The organism is Bacillus swezeyi (genome assembly GCF_001969815.1).
Taxonomy (GTDB): domain Bacteria; phylum Bacillota; class Bacilli; order Bacillales; family Bacillaceae; genus Bacillus; species Bacillus swezeyi.
Genome location: NZ_MRBK01000019.1, coordinates 20,809 through 42,730, shown reverse-complemented (window position 1 = coordinate 42,730; position 21,922 = coordinate 20,809). Strand labels below are relative to the sequence as shown.

The 21,922-nt window shown below is 43.8% G+C and carries 32 protein-coding genes; 8 read left to right on the top strand and 24 right to left on the bottom strand.

The features are described from left to right. The 20 genes from BTA30_RS15835 to BTA30_RS15745 all read right to left on the bottom strand — a co-directional run bounded on the left by BTA30_RS15835 (nucleotide 1) and on the right by BTA30_RS15745 (nucleotide 12,580). On the bottom strand, nucleotides 1-1,347 hold the full coding sequence (locus tag BTA30_RS15835) for a phage tail sheath family protein (RefSeq protein WP_076762274.1): 1,347 nt from the start codon (nucleotides 1,345-1,347) through the stop codon (nucleotides 1-3). Further along, on the bottom strand, nucleotides 1,347-1,571 hold the full coding sequence (locus BTA30_RS15830; protein ID WP_076762273.1) for a YqzN/YkzM domain-containing protein: 225 nt from the start codon (nucleotides 1,569-1,571) through the stop codon (nucleotides 1,347-1,349). The genes BTA30_RS15835 and BTA30_RS15830 overlap by 1 nt, the downstream gene beginning before the upstream one ends. Continuing rightward, nucleotides 1,572-2,012 carry a phage portal protein gene (locus tag BTA30_RS15825; protein ID WP_076762272.1) on the bottom strand — a complete coding sequence of 147 codons (441 nt, stop codon included), beginning with the start codon at nucleotides 2,010-2,012 and terminating at the stop codon, nucleotides 1,572-1,574. It abuts the gene before it with no gap. Nucleotides 2,013-2,024: 12 nt separating this feature from the next. Then, complete coding sequence (locus BTA30_RS15820) at nucleotides 2,025-2,513, bottom strand: HK97 gp10 family phage protein (RefSeq protein WP_076762271.1); 489 nt, start codon at nucleotides 2,511-2,513, stop codon at nucleotides 2,025-2,027. Continuing rightward, a complete protein-coding gene (locus BTA30_RS15815) occupies nucleotides 2,510-2,866 on the bottom strand; it encodes a YqbH/XkdH family protein (RefSeq protein WP_076762270.1) in 357 nt (118 codons plus the stop codon). Before BTA30_RS15815 ends, BTA30_RS15820 begins: the two co-directional genes overlap by 4 nt. After that, a complete protein-coding gene (gene yqbG, locus BTA30_RS15810; protein ID WP_076762269.1) occupies nucleotides 2,863-3,237 on the bottom strand; it encodes a protein YqbG in 375 nt (124 codons plus the stop codon). Before yqbG ends, BTA30_RS15815 begins: the two co-directional genes overlap by 4 nt. Beyond that, on the bottom strand, nucleotides 3,221-3,415 hold the full coding sequence (locus BTA30_RS24330; protein ID WP_076762268.1) for a YqbF domain-containing protein: 195 nt from the start codon (nucleotides 3,413-3,415) through the stop codon (nucleotides 3,221-3,223). Before BTA30_RS24330 ends, yqbG begins: the two co-directional genes overlap by 17 nt. Before the next feature lie 5 nt (nucleotides 3,416-3,420). Continuing rightward, nucleotides 3,421-4,356 carry a phage major capsid protein gene (locus BTA30_RS15800; RefSeq protein WP_076762267.1) on the bottom strand — a complete coding sequence of 312 codons (936 nt, stop codon included), beginning with the start codon at nucleotides 4,354-4,356 and terminating at the stop codon, nucleotides 3,421-3,423. An 18-nt stretch (nucleotides 4,357-4,374) separates the two neighbouring features. Next, nucleotides 4,375-5,214 (bottom strand): XkdF-like putative serine protease domain-containing protein, encoded by an 840-nt coding sequence (locus tag BTA30_RS15795; RefSeq protein WP_076762266.1) that lies wholly within the window; start codon nucleotides 5,212-5,214, stop codon nucleotides 4,375-4,377. 7 nt (nucleotides 5,215-5,221) lie between these two features. After that, nucleotides 5,222-6,730, bottom strand: a complete 1,509-nt coding sequence (locus tag BTA30_RS15790) for a phage portal protein (protein WP_076762265.1) — start codon at nucleotides 6,728-6,730, stop codon at nucleotides 5,222-5,224. A gap of 3 nt (nucleotides 6,731-6,733) precedes the next feature. Continuing rightward, a complete protein-coding gene (locus BTA30_RS15785) occupies nucleotides 6,734-8,032 on the bottom strand; it encodes a PBSX family phage terminase large subunit (protein ID WP_076762264.1) in 1,299 nt (432 codons plus the stop codon). Further along, the gene (locus BTA30_RS15780) at nucleotides 8,029-8,835 is read right to left on the bottom strand and encodes a terminase small subunit (RefSeq protein ID WP_076762263.1); all 807 of its coding nucleotides are present in this window, start codon (nucleotides 8,833-8,835) and stop codon (nucleotides 8,029-8,031) included. The genes BTA30_RS15785 and BTA30_RS15780 overlap by 4 nt, the downstream gene beginning before the upstream one ends. A gap of 207 nt (nucleotides 8,836-9,042) precedes the next feature. Then, a complete protein-coding gene (locus tag BTA30_RS15775; protein ID WP_076762262.1) occupies nucleotides 9,043-9,534 on the bottom strand; it encodes a sigma-70 family RNA polymerase sigma factor in 492 nt (163 codons plus the stop codon). Between the two features lie 122 nt (nucleotides 9,535-9,656). After that, entirely contained in the window at nucleotides 9,657-9,863 is a 207-nt protein-coding gene (locus BTA30_RS15770; RefSeq protein ID WP_076762261.1) for an XtrA/YqaO family protein, read from the bottom strand. Beyond that, the gene (locus BTA30_RS15765; protein WP_076762260.1) at nucleotides 9,842-10,219 is read right to left on the bottom strand and encodes an XkdD/Y8K6 family phage-associated protein; all 378 of its coding nucleotides are present in this window, start codon (nucleotides 10,217-10,219) and stop codon (nucleotides 9,842-9,844) included. Before BTA30_RS15765 ends, BTA30_RS15770 begins: the two co-directional genes overlap by 22 nt. A 99-nt stretch (nucleotides 10,220-10,318) precedes the next feature. Next, nucleotides 10,319-10,492, bottom strand: coding sequence for a hypothetical protein (locus tag BTA30_RS23195; protein WP_158027645.1), 174 nt, complete (start codon nucleotides 10,490-10,492; stop codon nucleotides 10,319-10,321). Further along, nucleotides 10,489-11,289: an ATP-binding protein gene (locus BTA30_RS15760; protein ID WP_076762259.1), complete on the bottom strand. Its 801-nt coding sequence runs from the start codon at nucleotides 11,287-11,289 to the stop codon at nucleotides 10,489-10,491. The genes BTA30_RS23195 and BTA30_RS15760 overlap by 4 nt, the downstream gene beginning before the upstream one ends. Beyond that, nucleotides 11,189-12,031, bottom strand: a complete 843-nt coding sequence (locus BTA30_RS15755; RefSeq protein ID WP_239693712.1) for a winged helix-turn-helix domain-containing protein — start codon at nucleotides 12,029-12,031, stop codon at nucleotides 11,189-11,191. The genes BTA30_RS15760 and BTA30_RS15755 overlap by 101 nt, the downstream gene beginning before the upstream one ends. Continuing rightward, nucleotides 12,028-12,330 carry a YjzJ family protein gene (locus BTA30_RS23940; protein ID WP_083696967.1) on the bottom strand — a complete coding sequence of 101 codons (303 nt, stop codon included), beginning with the start codon at nucleotides 12,328-12,330 and terminating at the stop codon, nucleotides 12,028-12,030. The genes BTA30_RS15755 and BTA30_RS23940 overlap by 4 nt, the downstream gene beginning before the upstream one ends. Nucleotides 12,331-12,358: 28 nt before the next feature. Beyond that, nucleotides 12,359-12,580 carry a helix-turn-helix transcriptional regulator gene (locus BTA30_RS15745; protein ID WP_076762258.1) on the bottom strand — a complete coding sequence of 74 codons (222 nt, stop codon included), beginning with the start codon at nucleotides 12,578-12,580 and terminating at the stop codon, nucleotides 12,359-12,361. Nucleotides 12,581-12,753: 173 nt separating this feature from the next. Here BTA30_RS15745 and xre point away from each other — a divergent pair, with 173 nt between their 5' ends. Together xre and BTA30_RS15735 are read left to right on the top strand one after the other, a co-directional pair. Further along, a complete protein-coding gene (gene xre / locus BTA30_RS15740) occupies nucleotides 12,754-13,095 on the top strand; it encodes an HTH-type transcriptional regulator Xre (protein WP_076762257.1) in 342 nt (113 codons plus the stop codon). A 231-nt stretch (nucleotides 13,096-13,326) separates the two neighbouring features. Further along, a complete protein-coding gene (locus BTA30_RS15735; protein WP_411813167.1) occupies nucleotides 13,327-13,929 on the top strand; it encodes an ImmA/IrrE family metallo-endopeptidase in 603 nt (200 codons plus the stop codon). 43 nt (nucleotides 13,930-13,972) lie between these two features. Here the strand turns inward: BTA30_RS15735 and BTA30_RS15730 are convergent, their stop codons facing one another. Next, nucleotides 13,973-14,602, bottom strand: a complete 630-nt coding sequence (locus tag BTA30_RS15730; RefSeq protein ID WP_076762256.1) for a poly-gamma-glutamate hydrolase family protein — start codon at nucleotides 14,600-14,602, stop codon at nucleotides 13,973-13,975. A 130-nt stretch (nucleotides 14,603-14,732) separates the two neighbouring features. Here BTA30_RS15730 and BTA30_RS15725 point away from each other — a divergent pair, with 130 nt between their 5' ends. The 4 genes from BTA30_RS15725 to BTA30_RS15710 all read left to right on the top strand — a co-directional run bounded on the left by BTA30_RS15725 (nucleotide 14,733) and on the right by BTA30_RS15710 (nucleotide 17,705). Then, complete coding sequence (locus BTA30_RS15725) at nucleotides 14,733-15,143, top strand: regulatory YrvL family protein (RefSeq protein WP_076762255.1); 411 nt, start codon at nucleotides 14,733-14,735, stop codon at nucleotides 15,141-15,143. 27 nt (nucleotides 15,144-15,170) lie between these two features. Beyond that, nucleotides 15,171-15,407: a hypothetical protein gene (locus tag BTA30_RS15720; RefSeq protein WP_076762254.1), complete on the top strand. Its 237-nt coding sequence runs from the start codon at nucleotides 15,171-15,173 to the stop codon at nucleotides 15,405-15,407. Nucleotides 15,408-15,683: 276 nt separating this feature from the next. After that, nucleotides 15,684-16,259 carry a TetR/AcrR family transcriptional regulator gene (locus tag BTA30_RS15715; protein WP_076762362.1) on the top strand — a complete coding sequence of 192 codons (576 nt, stop codon included), beginning with the start codon at nucleotides 15,684-15,686 and terminating at the stop codon, nucleotides 16,257-16,259. 18 nt (nucleotides 16,260-16,277) lie between these two features. After that, on the top strand, nucleotides 16,278-17,705 hold the full coding sequence (locus tag BTA30_RS15710; RefSeq protein ID WP_076762253.1) for an MDR family MFS transporter: 1,428 nt from the start codon (nucleotides 16,278-16,280) through the stop codon (nucleotides 17,703-17,705). A 67-nt stretch (nucleotides 17,706-17,772) separates the two neighbouring features. Here BTA30_RS15710 and BTA30_RS15705 read toward each other — a convergent pair whose 3' ends face one another. Then, nucleotides 17,773-18,501, bottom strand: a complete 729-nt coding sequence (locus tag BTA30_RS15705) for a LysM peptidoglycan-binding and 3D domain-containing protein (protein WP_076762252.1) — start codon at nucleotides 18,499-18,501, stop codon at nucleotides 17,773-17,775. A 497-nt stretch (nucleotides 18,502-18,998) separates the two neighbouring features. On the opposite strand from BTA30_RS15705, the gene BTA30_RS15695 reads away from it, so the two are divergent. Then, a complete protein-coding gene (locus tag BTA30_RS15695; protein WP_076762250.1) occupies nucleotides 18,999-19,547 on the top strand; it encodes a DL-endopeptidase inhibitor IseA in 549 nt (182 codons plus the stop codon). 45 nt (nucleotides 19,548-19,592) lie between these two features. On the opposite strand, the gene BTA30_RS15690 is transcribed toward BTA30_RS15695, so the two are convergent. Together BTA30_RS15690 and BTA30_RS15685 are read right to left on the bottom strand one after the other, a co-directional pair. Further along, complete coding sequence (locus tag BTA30_RS15690; RefSeq protein WP_076762249.1) at nucleotides 19,593-19,970, bottom strand: VOC family protein; 378 nt, start codon at nucleotides 19,968-19,970, stop codon at nucleotides 19,593-19,595. Between the two features lie 58 nt (nucleotides 19,971-20,028). Further along, on the bottom strand, nucleotides 20,029-20,901 hold the full coding sequence (locus BTA30_RS15685) for a DMT family transporter (protein ID WP_076762248.1): 873 nt from the start codon (nucleotides 20,899-20,901) through the stop codon (nucleotides 20,029-20,031). 96 nt (nucleotides 20,902-20,997) lie between these two features. Here BTA30_RS15685 and BTA30_RS15680 point away from each other — a divergent pair, with 96 nt between their 5' ends. Continuing rightward, nucleotides 20,998-21,900 (top strand): LysR family transcriptional regulator, encoded by a 903-nt coding sequence (locus BTA30_RS15680; RefSeq protein ID WP_076762247.1) that lies wholly within the window; start codon nucleotides 20,998-21,000, stop codon nucleotides 21,898-21,900. The last annotated feature ends 22 nt before the right edge of the window (nucleotides 21,901-21,922 follow it).

The window sequence follows — 21,922 nt, the reverse complement described above, 5'->3', positions numbered from 1 at the left end:
TTATTTTACCTCCACATTAAAGTAGAATTTTTCTGCCGCATCAACCGGCTGAATTGCTGCATCGATTAAAAATCCGTCGCGGTCTTCGTTCAGCGCAATGGCAATGTCATTTTCTGAATCAAATCCGGAAATGCCGCCTGCTTCCTGAAGCGCCGTCATGTATTGGATAATCAAGGTTTTCACATACTGCAAGCCGTCGTCAGAAGCAGGAATGCCGCTGCCGCTTGCTTTTCGGGCTTTGATTAAAGCCTTCAATTCACGGGTCAGGTCATTGTTTACCCCGTCAAGGACGCGGATGATTTTGTTTTTGGAGAATTTTTTATTCTTTTCCGCCGTGAAGCTCGTTAAAGAGTTGATGTCTTTTTCAACGCTGACCGATTGATCTCGGGCATCAAACGTAAATAAGAACTCGCCTTTTTTCAAGCGGTCAATCACCCGGTCTTCATCCAAACGGTTAAGGACGTCAACAGCGCCTTCATATTCGACAAAAGTTAATGATTGATTAAAAGTCGCACCCGCGCTTGCTCCGGCGACCCATGCCGTCGCTTGTTCAGGGGTGATTTCTGTGCCGTCATCCAGCACAACGCCCCCTGTTACATTAATGATGCCTTCATAATCACCGGCATAATTGGCGACGACGCCTTGGATTTTCAGCCCTTGTTTATCGCGAAGCCGCTTGATGAAAGCCGCAAAAGTAGCTTTCAGCTGTTCATTTTCGGCTACGGGCAAAGCGATCGTATGAAAGTATTCTGTTTCAGCTGCATCTAAAAATGCCGTGTAATCGGCGACACTCGCCGTGCCGTTTTCACCTCCGGACAGTTTTGCGCCGGCTGTCAGTTCAAGGGGGCCTTCTCCCTGAAATTCGACATAAGCATTTGGCATAAGCTCTTCAGCCGTTTTAACGGTCTGGCGGTCAGCTTCATCTGTGCCGACAAAAGTTGCCACATCATATTTTTTTGAATCGAGAACATTCTCGGAAATGCGAATGGAGATGTCGTTCCCTTTTTCACCTCCGTATTTTGCTGTTACCGTCATTGTTTCGCCAATTTGAGCTTTGGCTGTAACACCTGTATTCAAACGGTATAATAGAACCGTCTCCGCATTTTTCTTCGCTTCGCGCAACAATAGAAGAGACGGATCATCAATGTTCAGTCCCACTTTTTTGTTTAAATCCTCGATGGTTGAAATGGCTGCAAATGTTTTCGGTTCTCCCCAGCTGGTTATGACAGGAAGCGCTACCGTGCCGCGGTTTCCGAGAGAAACCCGTTCCTCTGCTGTCGTTTTGAAATTAAAATAAATACCGGCACGCTCTTTTTCTTTACCTGGTGTAAATGTTCCGCCGTTCATTAATTTATGACCTCCTTGGCTAAAAATGTTTGAATAAGCTGACTTGCCTCAGTTTTTGAAATTTGTTGTTCTTTCACATGAAAAAGAGCACCGTCGAGAACTTCCGCTTTAATGCCGAAAAGCTCTTTTGCGTGCTCTCGCAGATCTGCAATAAAAAAAAGCGCTTCATGCTCTGCCTGAGACGCCTTTTTTGCTTCGGATTTTGTCTTTTTACCGACTGCCAATTATTTCACCCCGTTTGTAAAATCAATTGTTTCAAGAGAAGGCTGAGCTTCTCTTTTATACCAATAGCGGCTGTTCCATTGAACAATAATGGACGCCGTCCCGGCATCTCCTATCCTCGTCTCGATTCTGCTGATTCTCAAGCTTTCCCCGGTATCGGCGCCTGACTGATCAACAAGCGGAATGGCATGGCGCACTTGTCTTACGGCGTCTGCGATCCGTTCCGCATGATCATGGGCTTTTTGTGAGTCATGATGAAACAGTTTTACATTCAAGCTGAAGACCTTCTTGAAGGTTGAGACTGTGTCATTTTCATCAAAGACAGAAGGAGGAGGAAAATAAAGCGACGGTATTTGAAAATGATCTGGAATTTCTTTTTCATAGCATACTGCGGGAAAGATTTGATAAAAGAAATTCATGACAGATCCCGTTTCATCGTTCAAATCATCACCTCCTTACAAGGAATCCAGCCATGTTTGCAGCCTTTCATCAAGACGTTTTTCAAATAAACGCTCAAATATGTAAAGCGCATGCTCCCAATAGCCTGTTCCTTTTATCCATTGCCGTTTTAATGCCATGCCCTTTGATGATCCGGGATCATATTGAAAACGTCCGCCCTGCCACCTTCCGGGAATCCACCTGACTCCTTCTTTTCCTCCCATCCAATGACCGTCATTCACAAATGAGGCATAATCCAATTCAGTGCCTATTTCGAGCGACAGGCCGCCGCTTTCCATTGTCCATATATTCCTGTCCGCTCCCCGCCGGAACGAACGCAGAAGCAGTCCCGTATCAACGGAGCCCGCCTGCATGATTTCTTGCCTGACAAGATCTAAAAAATCAAGCCCCTCCTGTTCAAGCCACTCGGCGGCTTTTTTCCGGAAGCTTCCGCGTCCGGCTTTTTCAAGTGCTCCGGACAGCTGCTTCAAACCTTTTATTTTCATAGTTTTTCATCCCTTACGGCCAAGACTTCCCAATGATGATCTTTGATGCTTTTTGGTTTTTGCAGAGTATAGCTGACACCGTTCCACACGACTAGATCATGGAGACGGACATCTGCATTTAGCGGAAAATGCACCAAATAGGAATGGTAAATGACCTGCTCCGGATCTTTTTGAATCATCGACTGGCTTCTTTCTGTAAAATAGCAGGGGACATTTGCAGCATCAGGCGTTTCCCCATATGTGCGGAGCGGCTGAAGGTCTCCGGCAGGAACGCCGTATCTCGCTTCTTGCGCCTGCTCTTCTTTTACATGGTAGATATCACAGCGGTCGCTTAACAACTTCCGGTAGCTCATATCGCACGCACCTTTAAGCGGGCAGATTCGTAATCGAGAATATATTCTTCAAGAAGCTTGTAGACATCCGGCTTCACTATTCCTCCGCCGTCAGACAGCGTATAGGAGTAGTCTCCTAGCTTTTCGGATTTGTAGCCTTTCAGCAGTGACTCATCACCGTTTTTCAAGGCATAGTATTGTGCCAGCTGCAGCAAAGCGAGCCTTGCCTTTTCCGGAAGCGGATAATATTTTTCATCTGTGAAACGATGACCCGTCATCTGCTGGATGTCTGCTTCGGCTTCAAGAATATCCCGGCGCAGCAATTCCGGAGGACGGTTTTTCACAGCCTCGAAAACGGAATACTGAATGATTTCATCAGGTGTGATCAGCATCTTCATCCATCCTTCCTCGGGCTTTTGCCGTTTTCCGGCGCGTTTCCTTGACTTCAAAACAAGGGTTTTCTTTTATATACCGGTATATTTCCCTGGAAATGGGCTGTTCCTCTTGATATCTGAACCTGCACCCTTTCACATCATAGGTTCTCCCTTTTACCAATCTTGCACTGTACATGCCTGCTACTCTTTTACATTAATCATTTTTGCGACTGCATCTTCTTCTTCAAATTTGCTGTCGAGCTTAGCAGTCAGCACGATGATAAATTTGCGGGCGCGGATGTCTTTATCAACTTCGATTCTGATATTCCGCGAGAAACCGAGAATAATGTTTTTCGGATGCGTCAAGATGATGTCTGAAGCCTCACCTGCCGTTTCTCCTTCTCCATAGGTATACGGCTGAATGTTTGATACCCCTTTAACAGGTACTCCGAAAGCGGTAGACAATCCGCCTTGAACGGCTGCATCCCCGAGATTTGTTTGACGGTCTGCGACACGGTCCTTCCATTCCACTTCCTGTCCAAGCGAAGTATAGAATCTGAATTCCTGAGGAACGCGCATATATTTTGCCGGAACGGCTTTAAGCCCCCGTTTAAAAAGCTGTCTGCTGATTTCTTCTCCTCCGGCATCGACAATGTGGGAGACGGACTGCTTCCTGATGCCGTCAAGCTGGGCAAGATATGGGTCAGATGATGACACATCACCATTGACAATCAGCTCTTCAATATCGACGGCGGCGCGTTCTGCAAGCATCTGCATCAGCGTATTTTGCAGGCCGTCTTTTTCAATGTTATTTTCAAGCGTGTCGTACGTAATGTTGACTTCGGCGATGACTTCTTTCGTATTCAGTTGAACAGTGCTTGTCACCGGGACGGTTAATTGATCATCAGCCAATGCTTTTCCTTCATCAGCCGCCCTTAAAATCCGCTGGCCAAAGCCGATCTTTTCAAACTTCTGCGAATCGTTTTCCATTTGGATGACGCGGGATTCATTGAAGATCGTCGGCGTATTTTGCACCATGCGAATAAATGCGGAAGCCTGCGCCGGATTCATTAATCCTCCGCTTTTGAGCGTCGCAAGCGACATTTCTGCTTTTCGAATGATATCTTGATTTCTCATTGTTTTCCTCCTCTTGAATTAAAGCAATCCGCTCCAAATCGATTTTTTAACTTCCTCAGCTCCGCCTTTTTCATCTTCGGTCTGCTTTGAAGCGCCTCTCATCTTTTCGAGCGCTTCAATTCGTGAAATAAGGGGTTCGAGCATTTCCTGGATCACTTCTTTAAGATGAGCGTCCTGCTGTGTTTGATCGTGTTTATCGTTTGCATCTGTATTTTCTTCCAGAGCGTCAAGACGCTTAAGAAGCGGAGCCAAGACGGCTTCGATGGTTCCCTGGAATTCTGTTCGTTTCATCTCTTTTTCTCCCTCTCCCTTTTTTTGTTTGTCTCGTGCGAAAAATTGTTTCATCAGCTGAAAAAAACTGTCATTTTCCCTGTCGGCTGCTGATTGATGGTGGAGCGTTTCAGCGGTTCCTGCCATACTGTAGCCTGTTATTTCTCCTTTTTTAATCTGCTCCCAGACTTCATCACAGGCTTTTGTGACCAAGACCCAAGAGCCTTTTACAATCGTTTCGCCGTTTACTTCAAAATCAGCCGGAGCGACATATGATTCGACAACTTCACCGACGCCGCCCTGAAAATTGTGGTCCTTGTCAATCTTGCGGGCGTCTTTCAGAAAACCGTGAGCCGCCTTTTGGATTTCCTCAGCCGTCATAAAATCGCTGTGGGCATCCATGACATTCGGTTCATAGACCACACCGTAGACGAGTTTTTTTTCATCTGCTGCTTTTGTGATCAGTTTGACTTCCTTTTGAAATGTCGGCGGCCCGCTTGATTTGGTCAAAAAGAATTTCTTTTTGTTAGCCGCTTTATCGACATAGCTGACAAAATTGATTTTTGCATTCTTAAGCTCTCTCGGCACGAAGTGTTCACCTCCTTTCAGGGTTTTTCAATGACTCGATGACGGTCTTTAATTCCGGTATAAGGCTTGCGATTTCAGCCGCATCTTGAGGCTGAGACTGAGCGGCGGGCGGCCGGCTGTAAATCTCTTCAGGCCATTCATCAAGCGTTTTGCCAAGCACCCTTCCAGCCAGATCGCGCAGATCATTCGCAGAAACGGCTCCCGCCTGAATAAAAGGACCAAGCACTTTTGCGATCTCAAGCGGGTCGCGAAAGTCTGGTCCTTTTAACTGCAGCCGGGCATGATAAATTTTCAAGTCGCGCAGAAACAGCGTATTCAGCTTGCCGATCAGGATTTTCCGCTCCGGTTCAAAAACCTGTTCTTCCGTTATTTTGCGGGCGGTATCAGCCGTCGCCCTGTTGTATTCATGGGCATCTCCTGTATAGAGCGGAGGAAGCCTGAAGGACGAGCGGATTTTGTTGCGGCTTTTTTCGTCATATTCAAGAAACAGCGCATCTTCCTGCAAAATTTCAGCAAGCGATTTAATTTCCACTTTGACTGGGGTAATGTCTTGTGTGCCGTGAAGATCTTTTTCCTGAGCGATTCCTTCGGCTTCGATCAGCAAAAACTTATGGGCATTTTCAACGCCTTCCAAATCATTCATATATTCCTGCAGCTCTCTGTACGACGTCTCTGAGAGCATGCCGTTTTCTACCGTAATCACGGCCGGCACATGCCGCCCCTGTCTGAAATACATGTAATTCAGCTCTTCCGCCTTCCTCGCTCCGTAAAGATTGACGATATTCCCGATCCAGCGGGGAACGCCGTAGACGCCGCTGCCAATTCTAAAATGGATCGCTTCATTCGCACTTCGTTCAGGGGGAGTCTGTCCGTCAAACTCGCCGGTGGTCATATCCATGATGCGCGGATCGCCGTACTCTTTGAAGTACACTTTCCTTCCGTCAATCATCTGGACGTATTTGCGGAATTTTTTTTGTCTTTTCATTTTTTTCACGGTTCCATTTTCCATGAAGACGAATTCGATCTCGACCGGTTCCGTCAAACCGCAGACGCGCATATTTTTCACATCAAGGTATTCAATTCCGGCCGGCTGTCCCGCGCCGTTCCTCAATACTTCCAAAAAGCCGTTTCCTGTCTTTTCCCGGTCTTCTATCATATAGCCTAATACCGTTTCCGCTGATTCATCAAAATGAAGGTGGCGGCAAAATTCTTCAAGCCTGGACCAATCGGTTTCAGCCGCTTTTTTCTTGTCGGGCGTCACATCGGCTCCGTTAAAATCAAATGCATATTCGATATCAAGCCCGAAGCCGGAAATATTCGTTTTATATGCATCAATACATTGCTGGAGAATGGAAGAATATTCGGCAATCATTTTGAGCTCTTTGATATTGTATGGAGGCGCGATAATGTCCTCACCGTAGATTTCCGTAAATTGATCTTCATATATTTGCTTGGTCACAGGCCCCTGAAGCTGGGATTTCATGACCCTTGCTCTTACTGTTTGCTGAGAGGTCATGCGTTACCTCCTCCTTTTTCTGTTTGGACGTTTTTTCACTTCCGGTTCGGCTTTCAAATCAGTGACTTCATAGTCATCAAGCGCGTACCATAAAGCAGAAAGAGTATGCGGGTCAATCGTGAACTGGTCCTCTTTCATATTTCCGTCTTTGTCCGCTGCATAGGTCAGCGGCTGCAATTCATAGATCGTATTGATGCAGCGGTCAGAACAATAGATTTTTTTAAACCGTTTGATTTTTTTCGTATATTGCAGGCGCGATCCCTGATATTTGCGGGCGCCGGCCATGTTAAAACCGTTTTGTCTGAAGTATTGAATGCTTTTCGGTTCAGCCGGGTCGGCTTTAATCAGCTCCTGTGTGTCGCGGAGTTCCTTGAGCTCTTCTGCCGTCTTGTCATCTGTCATCTTGTTCTTGTAATACTCCCAATATATATAAAGAACTTTTTTATCGGGATCGATGACCGACCGGATGACGGCATTGTAGGATTCTTCAAATCCGAAATCCATCCCGGTTCTCTTCAAGGGATTGTTGATGAAAGAAATCTGCTTCATCACCTCATCATGCTCCATCACTTCAAATTGCGGCAAAACCCTTGTCCCATTTACCCCGAAACGGCCTTTCCGGGCAATCCGGTAAAGATCTGGATCGTATTCTTTCATATCCTCAAGCTGTTTGATGTAGCTTTTCGGCAGAAACAAATTGTCTTCGGCCGTAGAATGGTGGTAATACGTATCTTTAATGACGATTATCCGCTTCTCATACAGGGTCTCGTCATCCAAAATAAACCGTTTGTTCCGCTCATCCTTAAAGAAATGTCTATATGTCCAATTGGCTTGACTGACGGGGTTTGTCGTTAAGATCATATAGAGTTTAAAATCAGGATGTCTCAGCCGGCCGATCAATTCCTTGAAGCCTTCATACTTCACTTCTGAGCATTCCTCGATCCAAATCAGCGAAATATTATTGACTGATTTCAATTTAGCCGGATTGTCCATTCCTTTAAAAATGATCCGGCTCCCATTGGAGAACCGGATGTGCATCGGCGAGGAAACCGCCTGGACTGCTTTTTGAGCCCCGAGCTCCTCAATAATGGATGAAAATAATGAAAAGGTTGAGTCCCTGTGTGTTTCAAACACTTCCCGTACCACTAAGGCGGTCCGCTTTTCCTGAAGGAGCTTTAAGACGATTTTTAATGCCGTATGATAGCTTTTCGATGAGCCGTATCCGCCGACGAGAAATTGAAAGGTTTGATCCCAATTAAATACAAAATCTTCAAAATGGGGATTGACCTCCTTCATGATCAAGCCGAATCACCTTTTCGGGTGATCAACACTTCAACAGCACCGTCTTGTGCGTCCTTTTCCGTTTTTTGTCTGGCGAGCTTCAGCTTTTCTTTTTCGATTTTCCGTTTAAATGAATCCGGAAACAGGTCAAAGTATTGTGACAGCTTGTCCAGCGCCTTCATCTTGTCGGCCAGCTTGATCGCAATACCTTCTTTGCCCAGCTTTGCTTCTGTGATCACTGTGCCGTCGACAAAATCGGAATGTTTGACATCGACAAAGCTGACCTCTTTCATAATGGGTTTATTTTCTTCGTCAAAGAGCGGTCCTGACTTTCCGACTGCTTGCACTTCTTTCTTGCCGAATGTCACATAATCCGTCATATCTGCAAACGCAATTTTCACATAGACGTGAAGGACGTCCATCGCCTCTACGAAAATCTCACCTACCATATCTTTTTTGATGCGCCTGATTTCGTCCGCCACCTTTTCGTTTTTAAGGAGCCGGCAGCCTGTCACATGGGCGCTTGCGGGAGAATATCCCGCTTTTACGGCGGCTTGGGTGGCATTAAAGCTTTTGACATAGTAAATGCAAAACAATCTCTGTCGTTCATTCAGCCCTTCATTATAAATGAGGCCGACAGGTTTTCCCTTGCCATTTTGACTTCCGTTTACGGCTTCCTTCCAGCGGTCGCGGATTTTCCAGGCGCTGATTTTTTGATTCGAAACCCCAAGCTCACTGGCGATGGCGCGATTTGTGATATTCCCTTCATATTTTTGGTAGAGCTTGTATGCTTCATCTCTTTTTGGATCTCTAGGCCTTGGCATCGCAGGTCTCACCGCCTTTCTTTCAGCCTGTTATATTTTACAGTCCATTCGTATGATCTAAAACTCTGCCGAAACGACTGCTTTTTAGGATCTTGTATATGCTCCTTTGTTCACGGCTGCAAACAGCAGATGAATATTTATGTTTTTCTCTTTTCACTTATAGGTGGCAAACGTATGACAAAAGTTTGATTTTTTTAAATCAAACAATTAAGAGGCTGTTGTCATTTGCTTCGCTATTTTCGTTTGCGCCCGTTTGACATTGGTCTGCACGGTTGATTTTTTGATGCCCAGCATGGCGGCAATACGCTCATAAGAAAACTGCTCCACCTTATTTAAAATGAAAATTTCCTTTTCCCTTGCCGTAAGAACGGAAAGGGCCGCTTCAATCCGCGCTTTATCAAACGCCGATACTTCCTGCGCCGGTTCAAATGCAATACCTTCTGAAAAAGTATCGATAATCCGCGGGTCTTTGATCAGCATCCGTTTATAAGAATCCCGCCTGTCAATGGCTCGTCTGATTCCAGGTTCTCTGCCGTTCTCAAGCCATTCGATGACATATTCCAAATCGGTGATCATGCTTCTGATCAGTTTTTTATCTTTCAGCTGTTCCGCTGTCAGTCCGCTTTCATCTTGATAAGGCTGATAAAGATTTTTCGTCTCTTTCAATGATCTTTTGTATTCAAAAAGTAAGTCTTCCATTTTTTGTTGACCTCCGTATTTTCGAAATCAAAAAAGGACACCAATCAGCTGCACAATGATTTGTGCATTCTGATCAGTGTCCGCAGGCTTTCCGTCTTGGACATATTGATTTTTAAGGGGAATCAGCTGAGCTTATATCCGATTTCAAAATCGAGTCTTGCCAGATCTCCTTTTCTCGTTTCAACAACAGTTTTCCCATGCTCAGGTGCTTCGGTCTGCCATGCCGTTCCGTTGATTCCGTCAAGTACGATCACCGTCACCTTTCCCTCTGTGATTCGGCTTCCGACGGTTGTATCGTGAATGGCTTTTATTTGTGTCGGGTGTTGCATCTGTATTCCCCCTTTTCGGCTGTATCTGCTTCATGTTCTTCCGCCTTGGCGATGACTTTACTTAATATATGCTTCAGTTTATATTCAACCGAAGCGGCATCACCCGGCCCCTTTCGATTCAAGTAGGCGAGCGCAAGTTTTGCTGCGATCAGCAGCTCCGGTGCTGCTGCGATGAGCTGAGCATTTTTTTCCTGTGAAAACGCGGTGTAATCAGCGACTTTTGCAATGACCCTCCCGTTTGAATACGGGAACCGCTTTTTCTCGAGTTTGCTGTATGCTGAATAAATGTATAAGTCCGAATTTGTTCTGACGACGCGCCATGGTAATGGGCTGTACGTCCCGACTTCTTTTTCCATTCTTTTCTTCCTCACTTTCCGTCATCTTGATGCCATTTTTTAATTTGCGCCTCTCTTTTTGCCGCTGTCAGTAAAATGAGAATCAGCGCGTATAGAGATTTAAGCACCCTGCTTCACCCTTGCTTTCATTTTTAAAATCAATGCTTCAAGATCTTTGATCGTCTCTGTCAAATCACCGCTTTTACCGCGGCAGTTTGGACAGGCGCTGAAAACAACTCCGAAGCCGGCATCCTGTTGAACCGATTGCCGGCCTTTGCATAGACGGCACATCAAAGCATTCCCTCCAGTCTATGATTGATGTCGAAAGAGTTCCCTTTCAGGATAACGAGAAAATCCTGGCACATTTCTACAATCCTCGTTCCGAGCGCTTCATCAATCGCGACGATTTCTTCTACATCCAGCTCGCTTGAAAGCAGAATCGGCTTGTGATTCAAATACCTGTAATTGATGACGGCATATGTTTGTTCAATCTGCCATTCCGTTGCCCGCGGCTTTCCGCCAACCGGCTTAAACAGATCATCGAGAAATAGAACCTCAATTTGCTTCATCCTGTTCAGTTTTTCCTCAAGCAAAGCAAAATCCTGTTTTAAATCATTGAAGCCCTCGACAAAAGGAAAATACAGCACCGGCACAAACAGCCTCCTCATCAGATCATTGGCTGCCGCCGTAAGCAAATGGGTTTTGCCCGACCCAGGCCGCCCTAAGAGCGCAATGCTGTTTCTGCGGCATTTCTGAATGTCCGGATAAACTTGTCCATATTCAAGTGCGCATTCATAGGCGTCTTTTACAGACTGATGCTTGCCAGCGGTCTTAAAATTTTCAAAGCTCAAGTTTTTAAATGCTTCGGTGATTTCGCTTGACTTTAAAAGCTTTTGCGCTCTGCGCCGCTCCCTGCAGGCGCATGCCACCCATACTTCTGTATTTCCGCGCTGTTCGATATACCCGAGCTCGTCTTTACACTTAGGACATTCATACCGTTTTTCGGCGGATTCGTCCGCTTTGTCCGTCTGTGATAAACGCCTTCTGTTTCTCAGTTCTTTCATAACCTCGTCGATAGTTCGTTTGGCCATTGTTTCCCCTCCTTGACTCTTTCCTGGTTTCCAGCTCTGCCAGACGGTCCAGCATGTATTTTTCACAGTAGCTGAAGACCTTGATCGTTTCTTGTTTGCTTCTTCGCCGGCCTTCATACTCTAGGAAGCATTGTTCAAGCCATTTGATTGTTTGCGAAAGTGACACTCCGCGGGCGACAATCCGGGCGATGGCTTGATAGTCCCTTGGCGAAGGATGGACAAGCCTGTCTTCCTGCAGAGACCTGAGTGCTGCAAAACGTTCTGCTATCGCCTCAATTTGATTATTTTTTGTTTTGATCTGTGTAATATCTTTATTAGCTTGGACAAGTTTGTCCTTACAATCAGATGCATTTGTCCGTTCTTTGATCTGTGAATGGACATATCCGGGCTTTGATTGATTGACGAATTTTTTCGAATGTCTGACAGACAGAACGAAGCCGTAAGGGGCTCTCGCCACAGCAATGTAGCCATTCCGCTCAAGCTGGGAGAGCCATCTCCTGACTGTTTTTTCATTTACGCCAAACACGTCCGCGAGTTCTGATGCTTTCAGCGGCTTATGTCCGAGGACGATCCCCCATGTCACACCATCCCGTTCTACTTCTTTCGTCGTTGAACTGATACACCATAAAAACAGCCAGAGAGCACTGCCGATTTTTTCAAAATGGCCGGAAGTTAACAAACCTGAGTAAATCGAGAACGGATAGCTGTTTTCAGACTGGATAGGACTGGATGTGTTCATCATTCAACTCCCTCCTCCCTTTTGCGGCAAGCGTTCAGCTTCAGGTATCGTTCATATTGATCTTTGTTTTCAAATCGAAATACAGGCAATCCGTCTTTTGTAAATGAGATGGAGCCGCCCGCTTTGCCAAGCCTCCATTGATCGAACCGGTCATTGCTGTATGAAATATCAACCGTCTCCATGCTGTGTTCCCCTTCCTGTCCTGGTGATCCTGATGCTTTTCGCATCGTTTTTCGCTCTGCTGCCTCCTTTGGATAGCCGTATGCCCGAATTTGTGTAATGATCGGATGTTCGAGGTTCATGATCTGCCTTCTTTCGTATGGATTTATATTAGATACATTTTGTATCAAAAATGACCTGAAAAAGATCGGGAAAAAGCTCGCGGTCTGGAACGGAATAGAGCGTTTCAAACTTCAGCATCGTTTCTCTGCCCGGATTTCGCGCTCCCTTTTCGATTTTGCGAACATACACCTCAGAAATCCCCAATCGTTCGGAAACCTGCTTTTGAGTCCATCCCTTCCTTGACCGCTCTTCAATTAAACGTTTTCGCAAATGCCCCACTCCTCCGCTTATGATACAATTGGTATCTGTCTGACTATGATTATAAATGATACACTTCTTATCATCAACACTTTTTTGATACTTTTTTTATCATTTGTTTATTTCGATACATTTTGTATCTATAATAGATATTATAATGCCGAATGAGGAAGAGAGGTCATTCTATGTTGGGAGGCAGACTAAAAAGCCTGAGAGGAAAACGGACACAGGAAGATGTAGCAAAACAGATCGGCGTATCAAGAGCGCGCTATTCCCACTATGAAAACGGAAGAAGCGAGCCGGACTATGAAACCTTAAAAAAACTGGCTGATTATTATAAAGTGACAATAGACTATTTACTGACAGGTGCCGAAAAGGAAAAATCTCTTCAAGACATGCTTGATGATCCTGATCTTCAAATTGCGTATCGGGACATGCGGGAATTCTCCCCTGAAAGCAGACAGCAGGCGATTGAATTTATTCAATACTTAAAAGAAAAAGAGAAGAAGCGGAAACCCGGAGATTAAAAAACGGATAAAAAAGGAATTTTTCATTAAACATTCCCTGATGAGCGCCGATTTAATAATTAAGATGATGTAAAAAAGGGAAAGATTTGCTAAAGGTGCTGCTCATCGTATATATTATATATCAGTAGCCCCTTTGCCGGGCTTTTCTTTCCGCCAAAAACAGAACATTTGTTCGAAAGGGTGTCTCTATTGGAATTTTATTTATCTCACCTAGAAGAATACGTAAAAAATATGTATCTAAAGTTCGGTTTCACTGAGCCGCATCAAATCGATATGACTCGTATAGCGGCGAGTTTAAATATTTGGATTCATTATGAACATGTGAACAGCATGATGATCAAGCATGACGGCATGTACAGCATCATTCTCAACAGCAGCCTGTCAAGAAAAAAGCAATGGGAAGACTTCGCACACGAACTCTGCCATGTATTAAAGCACGCGGGAAATCAACTGAACATGAATCAAATGTTTAGGGAGCTTCAGGAATTTCAAGCCAATCAATTTATGTATCATTTTTGCGTACCGACTTTCATGCTTTTAAAATTGGATTTTCCCCAGCTGCGCTGTCATGCCGTAAAAATGATTGCTGATCTTTTTCATGTGACAGACGAGTTTGCCTCCAAACGAATCGAATTGTTTGAAAAGCGACAGATCGGAATGGAGTTCCATAAAGCATGGACGGACAGCCTCCAAATTGCAGCCGAAGACAGGGCTTTGACTGCCATGATGAAGATGAACTCACACGCTATAAAAGAAAGTCACGACGCCCTTACTCCATTGCCAAAAGCGCTCAACAGCTTTTTGCCGCTGAAAGACAAGCAACATATCTGCTGAAAAAGTGACAGAAAAAACAGCCGGCTTAAAATGCCGGCTGCGCTCATCCATACGCTTTTTTCGCCCCTTCCCTGACTGCTTTCAGATAACGGTAAAACACCTCATTTTTGGAGTTTTCTCTTCCCTTTAAACCGAAACGGCCAAACATCGCCTTTCTTTGTGCTGTGCTGATTTCAAATTGTACGCTTAAACCCGTTTTGCACCGATTGTTGATGCTTGCCGGATTCGTTCCTGAAAGACAAGCGCCGGCCGACAGCAGCACCGCAGAAAAACCCTGCTTTCTAAGCGCCTCGGCAAAAACCTGGGCGCGCTTTCGGTCAGTGCCGCCGATCAGCGTCTGGCAAAGAGAGCGCTCCTCATAACCGTGAAAAGCCAATATGTATTGATGTCTCCCGGCCATTTGCATGGCAAGCGGATCATCAAAATGAGCACTTGTCACGTGAAGCCCTTTATTGCCTGAGCTTTTCAGCCCCTCGAGCAGATAAACGGAACAATCCTCAGTTAAAGCCCGTACAATTTCGCTGATGCCAGGCTCAATTCCTCCTCCATGCGGAGCCATTACAAGGAGACCGCTCTCTAATTCCCGTGAAAATACCGTATAATCGATTCCTTCGGTTTCATGATCAGCCAGCTCTGTAAAACTTGCATATCGATCAGTTAAAACGCGCTTCATGGCTTATTTTCTCTCTCCTGACTTCCTGTTTTTTTAGTAGTTTACCGGGAGTCTTAACAATTGTAAATTACAATTGGATCTTTTTTTGATATGATCAAATGTATACTGCACGATTAGGAATGAATGCTGAATGATGAAAAAAACACTTGGAAACATGATCGCAGTTACCTTAATCTTTCTTTTAATCCTCTTTGTCTTCGCACTCTTATTTGGCTCTTATTATTTCGGCGCTGCCGGCTTTTTCGCGATTTTCGGCGTGACATATGAATCACCGGCTTCACTGCTTTGGTATATCCTCTTAAGCTTTGTACTCGGTGTGGCCTTTGAGATTCCCGAAAAATTTCTCAGTTTGCTGATCAGACAAAAAGCCGTCACTTTTACAATCGAATGCTTCTTTACTTGGCTTTCGATTCACCTTGCAGATGAAATGATGGACAGCATTACCATCCCTCTGGATGTCGAAATCATCGCCTGCTTGTTTTTATTCGTGATCCAGCTGGCTTTTGAGGACAATAAAGAAAGGGGAAGAACGGAAGAATAAGCCAAGAGCGGAGGGAAATGTTAGGAAATGACTTACTTGGTTTTAATGGCAGGATTATTTCTGTTGATTTACTTAAAAGAACCATTCAATAAAAAGATATACTGCTATATATGGCTGTCTTTTTATTTAATGGTTTTGGCCCTTTATATTATCAATACTGCATTTGTACATTTGATATCAAACAACCTGCTTTTCATCTTGGCAGTGATTGCCGTAATGCCGCTGATCATCAGCTGCCTGAAATCTTCAACTGAATTTTATTAAAGAGTTCATTACAAAAGGAGATGGGCAAAATGACTGAACAAGAAAAAGACATAAATGAATATCGAAAACATAGAAAACTGGAGGAACGATCCCATTCTTTTTTTGGAATATGCACGATTTCCGAGTCTGCCTTGGTGTGTCTCAAATGGGCCGGCAGCCTGATCATGAAAATAGTCCTTTGACACTATTTCTAAAAAAGGCCTTTAAAAAGGGCCTTTTTTTTCGTTACAATACTTTATGTTGACCGATCAGTATAAAAATAAAAGGGATGATATGATGACAGATAAAACAAGGAGCCGCGATAAAATCCTGCACACAGCTTCCCGGCTCTTCCGAAAACAAGGCTATCATGCTACAGGGCTGAAGCAAATCACGGACGAAAGCGGCGCGCCAAGAGGATCTATCTATTATTACTTTCCCAGCGGGAAAGAAGAGCTGGCTGCCGAAGCCATCAAATTAACCGGCGAACGGATCAAAACATACATCTCCTCAGCCCTCAGCCGGGACTCAGATCCTGTAAAGGCCTTTCAAACGTACATTCAGATGATGGCTGACGGAATTGAAGAATACATGATGGAAGAAAACGATGATATTCCGATTGTATCTGTCGCTGCAGAAACATGGTCTTTGAGTGAAGTGCTGCGAAAAACTTGTGATCAGGTGTATAGAGATTGGCAGCGTGTGTATCAGGAAAAGCTGATTCAATCTGGTTTTCCAAAAGAAAAAGCGGACAGTTTGAGCATCGCGATCCAGGCTATGATTGAAGGCGCATATGTACTCTCGGTTACGAAAAAAAACGGACGGCCGCTAAACGCGGCTGCCGAACAAATTCCATATTTGCTAAAACCATAATCAAGGGTGGGAAATAAAATGGAACACACAAAAAAAGGCTCCATTATGATTATCGCAATCTTAATCGTCGGCAATTTCCTTGCTTTGATTAATGAAACGGTCATGAATGTGGCATTGCCGAAGATCATCGACGATTTCAGTATATCCGCTAATACAGCCCAGTGGCTGTCGACCGGATATATGCTCATGATTGGCATCGCCGTGCCGATTACCGCATTTTTAATGCAGCGTTTTACGACAAGGCAGCTGTTTCTTTGTGCAATGTCTTTATTTACAGCAGGAACACTTTTGGCAGGAACAGCCCCTGTTTTCCCTCTCGTTCTCGCCGGCCGGATCATCCAGGGTTCCGGTACAGGCCTTATTTTGCCTTTGGTGATGAATGTCATTTTGACATTGGTTCCCCCTCAAAAGCGCGGAACGATAACAGGGATGCTGACCCTTGTCATTTTATTTGCCCCTGCGATCGGGCCGGTGATTTCAGGGTTTATTGTCGAGCACTATTCATGGCGTGTCGTCTTTTTTATGATGCTTCCGGTTGCGCTCTTCATGATCTTTTATGCAGCTTTCAGATTAAAAAATGTCACCGAACTGACCAATCCGAAAATTGATATCTTGTCCATCATATTATCTACCATTGGATTTGGAGGAATTGTTTTTGGCTTCAGCAACGCCGGAGAAGAAGCAGGCTGGAGCAGTCCGAAAGTCATGATCGGACTGGCTGCCGGCATCATCGGATTAATGTTGTTTGTCCGCCGCCAGCTGAAAATGAAAGAGCCGATGCTTGATATGAGGCCTTTCCGATCAAAAGTGTTTTCTGCAGCAGTCGTCTTAATGTGGATCGTGATGATGCTGCAATTTTCGATGATGCTGATTTTGCCGCTGTACTTTCAGATGGCGCTCCAGCTATCACCTTTAGATACAGGCTTTCTAATGCTTCCGGGCGGTTTAGTATTGGCCATGACGTCTCTTGTAGCAGGACGCCTTTTTGATAAGTTAGGTTTTAAACCGCTGTTGATGACCGGTTTAATCATTGTGATAGCCGTGCTGTGGCTGTTTACGAACATTTCAAGCGATACCTCAATGGCAGCAGGGATGATGCTTTATGCCGGGTTCACACTCGGCGTCGGGCTGACGATGGCTCCGATCATGACACTCGGCTTAAACCAAGTGCCTAAACCTTTATATCCGCACGGATCGGCGATTATGAATACGGTCAACCAAGTATCGGGCGCAATCGGCCCCGCTTTATATACAACGATCCTGACAACCGTTTCAAACCGTTACATTGAGCTTTCCTCTTTAACAAATAAACAGGAACTGCAAATGCAAGGAATGACGGCCGGCGTTCATACGGTTTATTTCGTCGCCATCGGGTTTGCGGCTGTAGCGCTTTTTCTTTCTCTTCTCGTGAAAAGCAACAGCCATGAAGAAAACCATGGGGTGTAAGCATCCGCCCTTTATGATCAAAAACAAAGACGCAGAGAGGCATATTGCCCCCTGCGTCTTTGTTATATTAGTTTAAAATTTGGACGTTTACGGTTTTCACGCCCCAATTCAGCGCGTCTTTTTTATTTGGAATGAATACGTCTATTTTATTTCCGTTAATGGCGCTTCCGGTATCTTCTGCCGTCGCTTCGCCATAGCCTTCTACATATACTTTCGAACCGAGCGGAATGACGCTTGGATCAACCGCAATCACTTTCGCATCTTGATTGGCATTAAGGTCGACTCCCGTTTTCGTGATACCCGAGATGCCGCCGTCATTTGCCGTATATGCTGTCGCCGTCACAGTCAATTCTTTTTTCGGCTTTTCTGTTTGTTCAGTTTGGACGGCTTCTTGCTTTGCGGGTGGTGTCACACCTGCAGCTTGTCCGTCTATTGCGATGGTTTCTCCGGCAAAAATCAGATCTGATTTGATGTTATTCCGTTTTTTAAGATCATCGACAGCTACACCAAAGGTTTGGCCAATTTTTGAGAGCGTGTCTCCGGATTCGATGGTGTACTGCTTCTCATCAGATTTTTCTTCTTGAGAAGAAATGTTCAGCTTTTGACCTGGAATAATAAGGTCTGAAGAAAGCTGATTCCATTTTTTTAAGTCCTTTAGGTTCATCCCATGATCTTTGGAAATCCCCCAGAGCGTATCCCCTTTTTCCACTTCGATTTCTTTTGCTGAGGCATTCGCTCCGAATGCAGTCGCTGACAGAGCTGCGGCTGCAGCCAAGGACATGATTGTCTTCTTCATAAGTTAAATCCTCCCTTGTTAGCTCTTTTGAAACTAACAGGGAAAATCGTAACACAGCAAAATGTCACCTCAATGACAAATTGATATGAGTTTCGTTACAGTTTCTTTACTGAAAAAGTTTGATTTTATATAAAATTCGGTGTTTTCATTATTTTAAATATGTAGAAATAGGGTGATCGACTTGATCTTCGTCATGTGACTGTGTTTGCTTTTGATTGATAGCCGGCAGCTCCAACTGATGTTTTTTTATTAAAAAAAGAGGGAAACGAATCTATAGGATATCCATTGAATCTTTTTGAACACTTCTGATGGTTCTCATTTTTGATGAGAAGCTGACGGCCGTCATTTTTCTCAAGAAACGAAAACTCGGCTTGCTTTTTCTTCGTCATATATAGCAAAACAGGCGGAGGAAAAATTTTCTCGCAAACTTCTTGTAATATAACCGTAATTATTGTAACATTTGTAACATAAGAGATATATTGAAGGAGAGAAGAACATTGAAAAAGTTTATCGTTTGTTTGTTGACTGCTTTATTGATTTTACCGATCGGTACGACGATTGCTGCAAAAAAACAAACATCAGGGGATTTAACGAATCAACAGGTGATGACGATGACACTGCAGGCCCGTGAACATTTTTGGAATACAATGAGCGGCCATAATCCTAAGGCTAAAAACTCATCATGCCAGACAAAAACATTTGAATACCGAGGCATTCCATATACGTACATGTGCAGTGAATTCAGTACAAAGGCAAAATTAACGGATTACTTGACGCCGATTTTCACAACAGATGCAATTAAAAAAGGATTCGACAAATACAATATCATCGCCTATAAAGGCAAAATGGCCGTCCCTGTCGGTGATGGGGATAATCTCTTAGGATGGGAACAGGCAAAAATGAAACTGATCTCCAAAAAGGACAATGTAAGAACATACGAATTTGCTGTACCTGCATTAGACGGATCAGTCACTGCAAAAAGAAAAATCACGTTTGTTAAAGAAAATAACAAATGGAAAATTAATCAGCTTGATGCTGCATTCTAAAAAAAGCCAATGTCTAAAAACATTGGCTTTTTTTCTTGCAGGCTGTTAAACGGTCAGTTCGACAAGATTTCCGTCCGGATCCCGGATGACGCTTTCATAGTACCCGTCCCCTGTGACGCGCGGCTTCCCAACAACCTGAAAGCCTTCCTCTTCAAAACGGCGGGTCATGTCATCGACCTGCTGGCGGGAACCTAAAGAGAACGCCATGTGGGCATAGCCCTCTGCCGGCTCTTCTCCCGGCGCCAAGTCCGGTCGTCTCATCAGCTCCAGCCGCGTCCCTGACTGAAACTGAATGAAATATGATTCGAATTGCTTTTTCGGATTGATATATTTTTCACTTGCCGTCCCATGAAAATAGTGAGTGTAGAAGTCTTTCATTTCCTCTAATTGTTTCGTCCAAATTGCGATGTGTTCGATTTTCATTTTTCTTCACCCCCATCTGATATTACCATATATAACCTTGAACTTCCCCATGATTTTCTTACATCTTTTTAAATCTGTAAGTATTCATAAAGATACCAATGCAGACCATTAATGCGCCAAGCATGATGTTAAATGTTATCCGCTCATGCAATTGCAGCCAGCCAAATAAGAGGCCTAAGACAGGAACAAACATTAAAGCCATAGATGCTTTTGACGCTTCTATTTGATTGAGTATCCAAAACCAAATGACAAACGTAAAGGCCGTGGAGAATAAACCATTAAATAATAGAGATAAGACCGCTTCATTTGACCACTGAATCGAATGGGATGGTTCCAGAATGAGAGAAAAGATCAATAACATGATCGTTCCCATGATAAGCTGCCAAGCATTCATATGAATGATATCTATGTTTTTAAATTTCAGTTTGCTGAAAACATTGGCTATACCCCAGCTAAGCGCCGCCATAAGAACACATAGCTCTCCAAATATGACGTTTTTATCGACATTAAGAATCTCTGTTCCTAAAATAAACAAAAGGCCGATAAGGCCGGATAGTAAACCAATCATTTTGTAAACATTGATTTTCTCGTTTAATCTAAAATGACTGATAACAGTAACAAAAATCGGCATGGTGTACACCAAAACAGAGGTTTTTCCTGAATCGACAAATTGCATGCCATATGTTAACACTCCCATATAACCTAGACTCATCAATAGGCTCATGATCATATAATTTTTCAGATTCTCTTTTCCTATAGAACGCTTTTTTCCTTTTATAAAGAGAATCAAAAACAAAGGAGCCGCACCGATGAACAAGCGCAGTGCTGAAAATAAAATAGGGGGGATGTCATGGATTGCTATTTTCATCGTCACCCATGTATAACCCCAAATAAGAGTGACTGAAATGATCCCCAAAATAACTTTAAACATCTTTATGCCGCCTTTCTTTTAACTATTTCTGATTTTTATCATATGCTATCTTTATATATAACTGAAATACATCTTAATTATCGGAGGTATAACTTAATGGTTATGAACATGAATAACCTTCACATATTTGTAAAGGTTGCAGAGAAGTTGAATTTTACTGAAGCATCCAAAGAATTGTTTATATCTCAGCCTGCAGTAAGCAAAGCGGTTAAAAACCTGGAAAAGTCGTTAAATATTCAATTATTTATGAGACATAAACAAAATGGATTATGGCTAACCGAAGCGGGAAAGGACATTTTGGTCTTGGCCAGACAAATGATAAGTATCGAAAATAGAATATTTCAAGCGGCCTATCAGAAAAACAAGCTTCTAAGCGGGAAAGTGACGATCGGTTCGTTTCCGGCTGTATCAACGAATATTCTGCCCCAGGCAATCGCTTTATTCAGATCTAAATATCCATTGATTCAAATCGATTTAATCGAGGGAACGTCCGCCCAAGTAAAAGAATGGGTAGGGAATCGAACGGTGGACTTTGGAATCGCGGCATCTCCTTTTGAACCGTTTGAACATCAATTATTGTGCAGCGATTATATGGTAGCCGTCATTCCTGAAGCATATGATGATGAATTAAAAAAAGAAAAATATGTTGAACTGAAAAAATATCAAAATGACATTATTTTTTGTAAAGGTGGGCATGAAATCGCCATGTCAAAAACATTTCAGCAATACAATATTGAATTAAAAGAGAATTTAACAGTTCAAAATGCCGAAACGTTAATTAATATGGTCAAAAACAATCTGGGCATCGGCATTATTTCAAACTTTACCCTTTCATCTGTATCCCATCGTCTGGCCAAAAAGGACATCTTCCCCCGAATCACTCGCGATATCGGTATCATTACATATGCATTTGATGATGTTACACCGGCGGCACATGAGTTCATTCAAGTCTTGAGCCAATATCATGCTGGGGGTTTTCACAAAACAAAATCGCCTTAGAAAGCTAAGGCGATTTATGATA

What these genes read in the sequence shown, in the direction of transcription:
- BTA30_RS15835 (WP_076762274.1), bottom strand. Translation starts at nt 1,347, where the DNA reads ATGAACGGCGGAACATTTACACCAGGTAAAGAAAAAGAGCGTGCCGGT.
- BTA30_RS15820 (WP_076762271.1), bottom strand. Translation starts at nt 2,513, where the DNA reads ATGAAAATAAAAGGTTTGAAGCAGCTGTCCGGAGCACTTGAAAAAGCC.
- BTA30_RS15815 (WP_076762270.1), bottom strand. Translation starts at nt 2,866, where the DNA reads ATGAGCTACCGGAAGTTGTTAAGCGACCGCTGTGATATCTACCATGTA.
- yqbG (WP_076762269.1), bottom strand. Translation starts at nt 3,237, where the DNA reads ATGCTGATCACACCTGATGAAATCATTCAGTATTCCGTTTTCGAGGCT.
- BTA30_RS24330 (WP_076762268.1), bottom strand. Translation starts at nt 3,415, where the DNA reads ATGTACAGTGCAAGATTGGTAAAAGGGAGAACCTATGATGTGAAAGGG.
- BTA30_RS15800 (WP_076762267.1), bottom strand. Translation starts at nt 4,356, where the DNA reads ATGAGAAATCAAGATATCATTCGAAAAGCAGAAATGTCGCTTGCGACG.
- BTA30_RS15790 (WP_076762265.1), bottom strand. Translation starts at nt 6,730, where the DNA reads ATGACCTCTCAGCAAACAGTAAGAGCAAGGGTCATGAAATCCCAGCTT.
- BTA30_RS15780 (WP_076762263.1), bottom strand. Translation starts at nt 8,835, where the DNA reads ATGCCAAGGCCTAGAGATCCAAAAAGAGATGAAGCATACAAGCTCTAC.
- BTA30_RS15775 (WP_076762262.1), bottom strand. Translation starts at nt 9,534, where the DNA reads ATGGAAGACTTACTTTTTGAATACAAAAGATCATTGAAAGAGACGAAA.
- BTA30_RS15770 (WP_076762261.1), bottom strand. Translation starts at nt 9,863, where the DNA reads ATGCAACACCCGACACAAATAAAAGCCATTCACGATACAACCGTCGGA.
- BTA30_RS15765 (WP_076762260.1), bottom strand. Translation starts at nt 10,219, where the DNA reads ATGGAAAAAGAAGTCGGGACGTACAGCCCATTACCATGGCGCGTCGTC.
- BTA30_RS15760 (WP_076762259.1), bottom strand. Translation starts at nt 11,289, where the DNA reads ATGGCCAAACGAACTATCGACGAGGTTATGAAAGAACTGAGAAACAGA.
- BTA30_RS15755 (WP_239693712.1), bottom strand. Translation starts at nt 12,031, where the DNA reads ATGATGAACACATCCAGTCCTATCCAGTCTGAAAACAGCTATCCGTTC.
- BTA30_RS23940 (WP_083696967.1), bottom strand. Translation starts at nt 12,330, where the DNA reads ATGAACCTCGAACATCCGATCATTACACAAATTCGGGCATACGGCTAT.
- xre (WP_076762257.1), top strand. Translation starts at nt 12,754, where the DNA reads ATGTTGGGAGGCAGACTAAAAAGCCTGAGAGGAAAACGGACACAGGAA.
- BTA30_RS15735 (WP_411813167.1), top strand. Translation starts at nt 13,327, where the DNA reads ATGTATCTAAAGTTCGGTTTCACTGAGCCGCATCAAATCGATATGACT.
- BTA30_RS15730 (WP_076762256.1), bottom strand. Translation starts at nt 14,602, where the DNA reads ATGAAGCGCGTTTTAACTGATCGATATGCAAGTTTTACAGAGCTGGCT.
- BTA30_RS15725 (WP_076762255.1), top strand. Translation starts at nt 14,733, where the DNA reads ATGATGAAAAAAACACTTGGAAACATGATCGCAGTTACCTTAATCTTT.
- BTA30_RS15720 (WP_076762254.1), top strand. Translation starts at nt 15,171, where the DNA reads ATGACTTACTTGGTTTTAATGGCAGGATTATTTCTGTTGATTTACTTA.
- BTA30_RS15715 (WP_076762362.1), top strand. Translation starts at nt 15,684, where the DNA reads ATGACAGATAAAACAAGGAGCCGCGATAAAATCCTGCACACAGCTTCC.
- BTA30_RS15710 (WP_076762253.1), top strand. Translation starts at nt 16,278, where the DNA reads ATGGAACACACAAAAAAAGGCTCCATTATGATTATCGCAATCTTAATC.
- BTA30_RS15705 (WP_076762252.1), bottom strand. Translation starts at nt 18,501, where the DNA reads ATGAAGAAGACAATCATGTCCTTGGCTGCAGCCGCAGCTCTGTCAGCG.
- BTA30_RS15690 (WP_076762249.1), bottom strand. Translation starts at nt 19,970, where the DNA reads ATGAAAATCGAACACATCGCAATTTGGACGAAACAATTAGAGGAAATG.
- BTA30_RS15685 (WP_076762248.1), bottom strand. Translation starts at nt 20,901, where the DNA reads ATGTTTAAAGTTATTTTGGGGATCATTTCAGTCACTCTTATTTGGGGT.
- BTA30_RS15680 (WP_076762247.1), top strand. Translation starts at nt 20,998, where the DNA reads ATGGTTATGAACATGAATAACCTTCACATATTTGTAAAGGTTGCAGAG.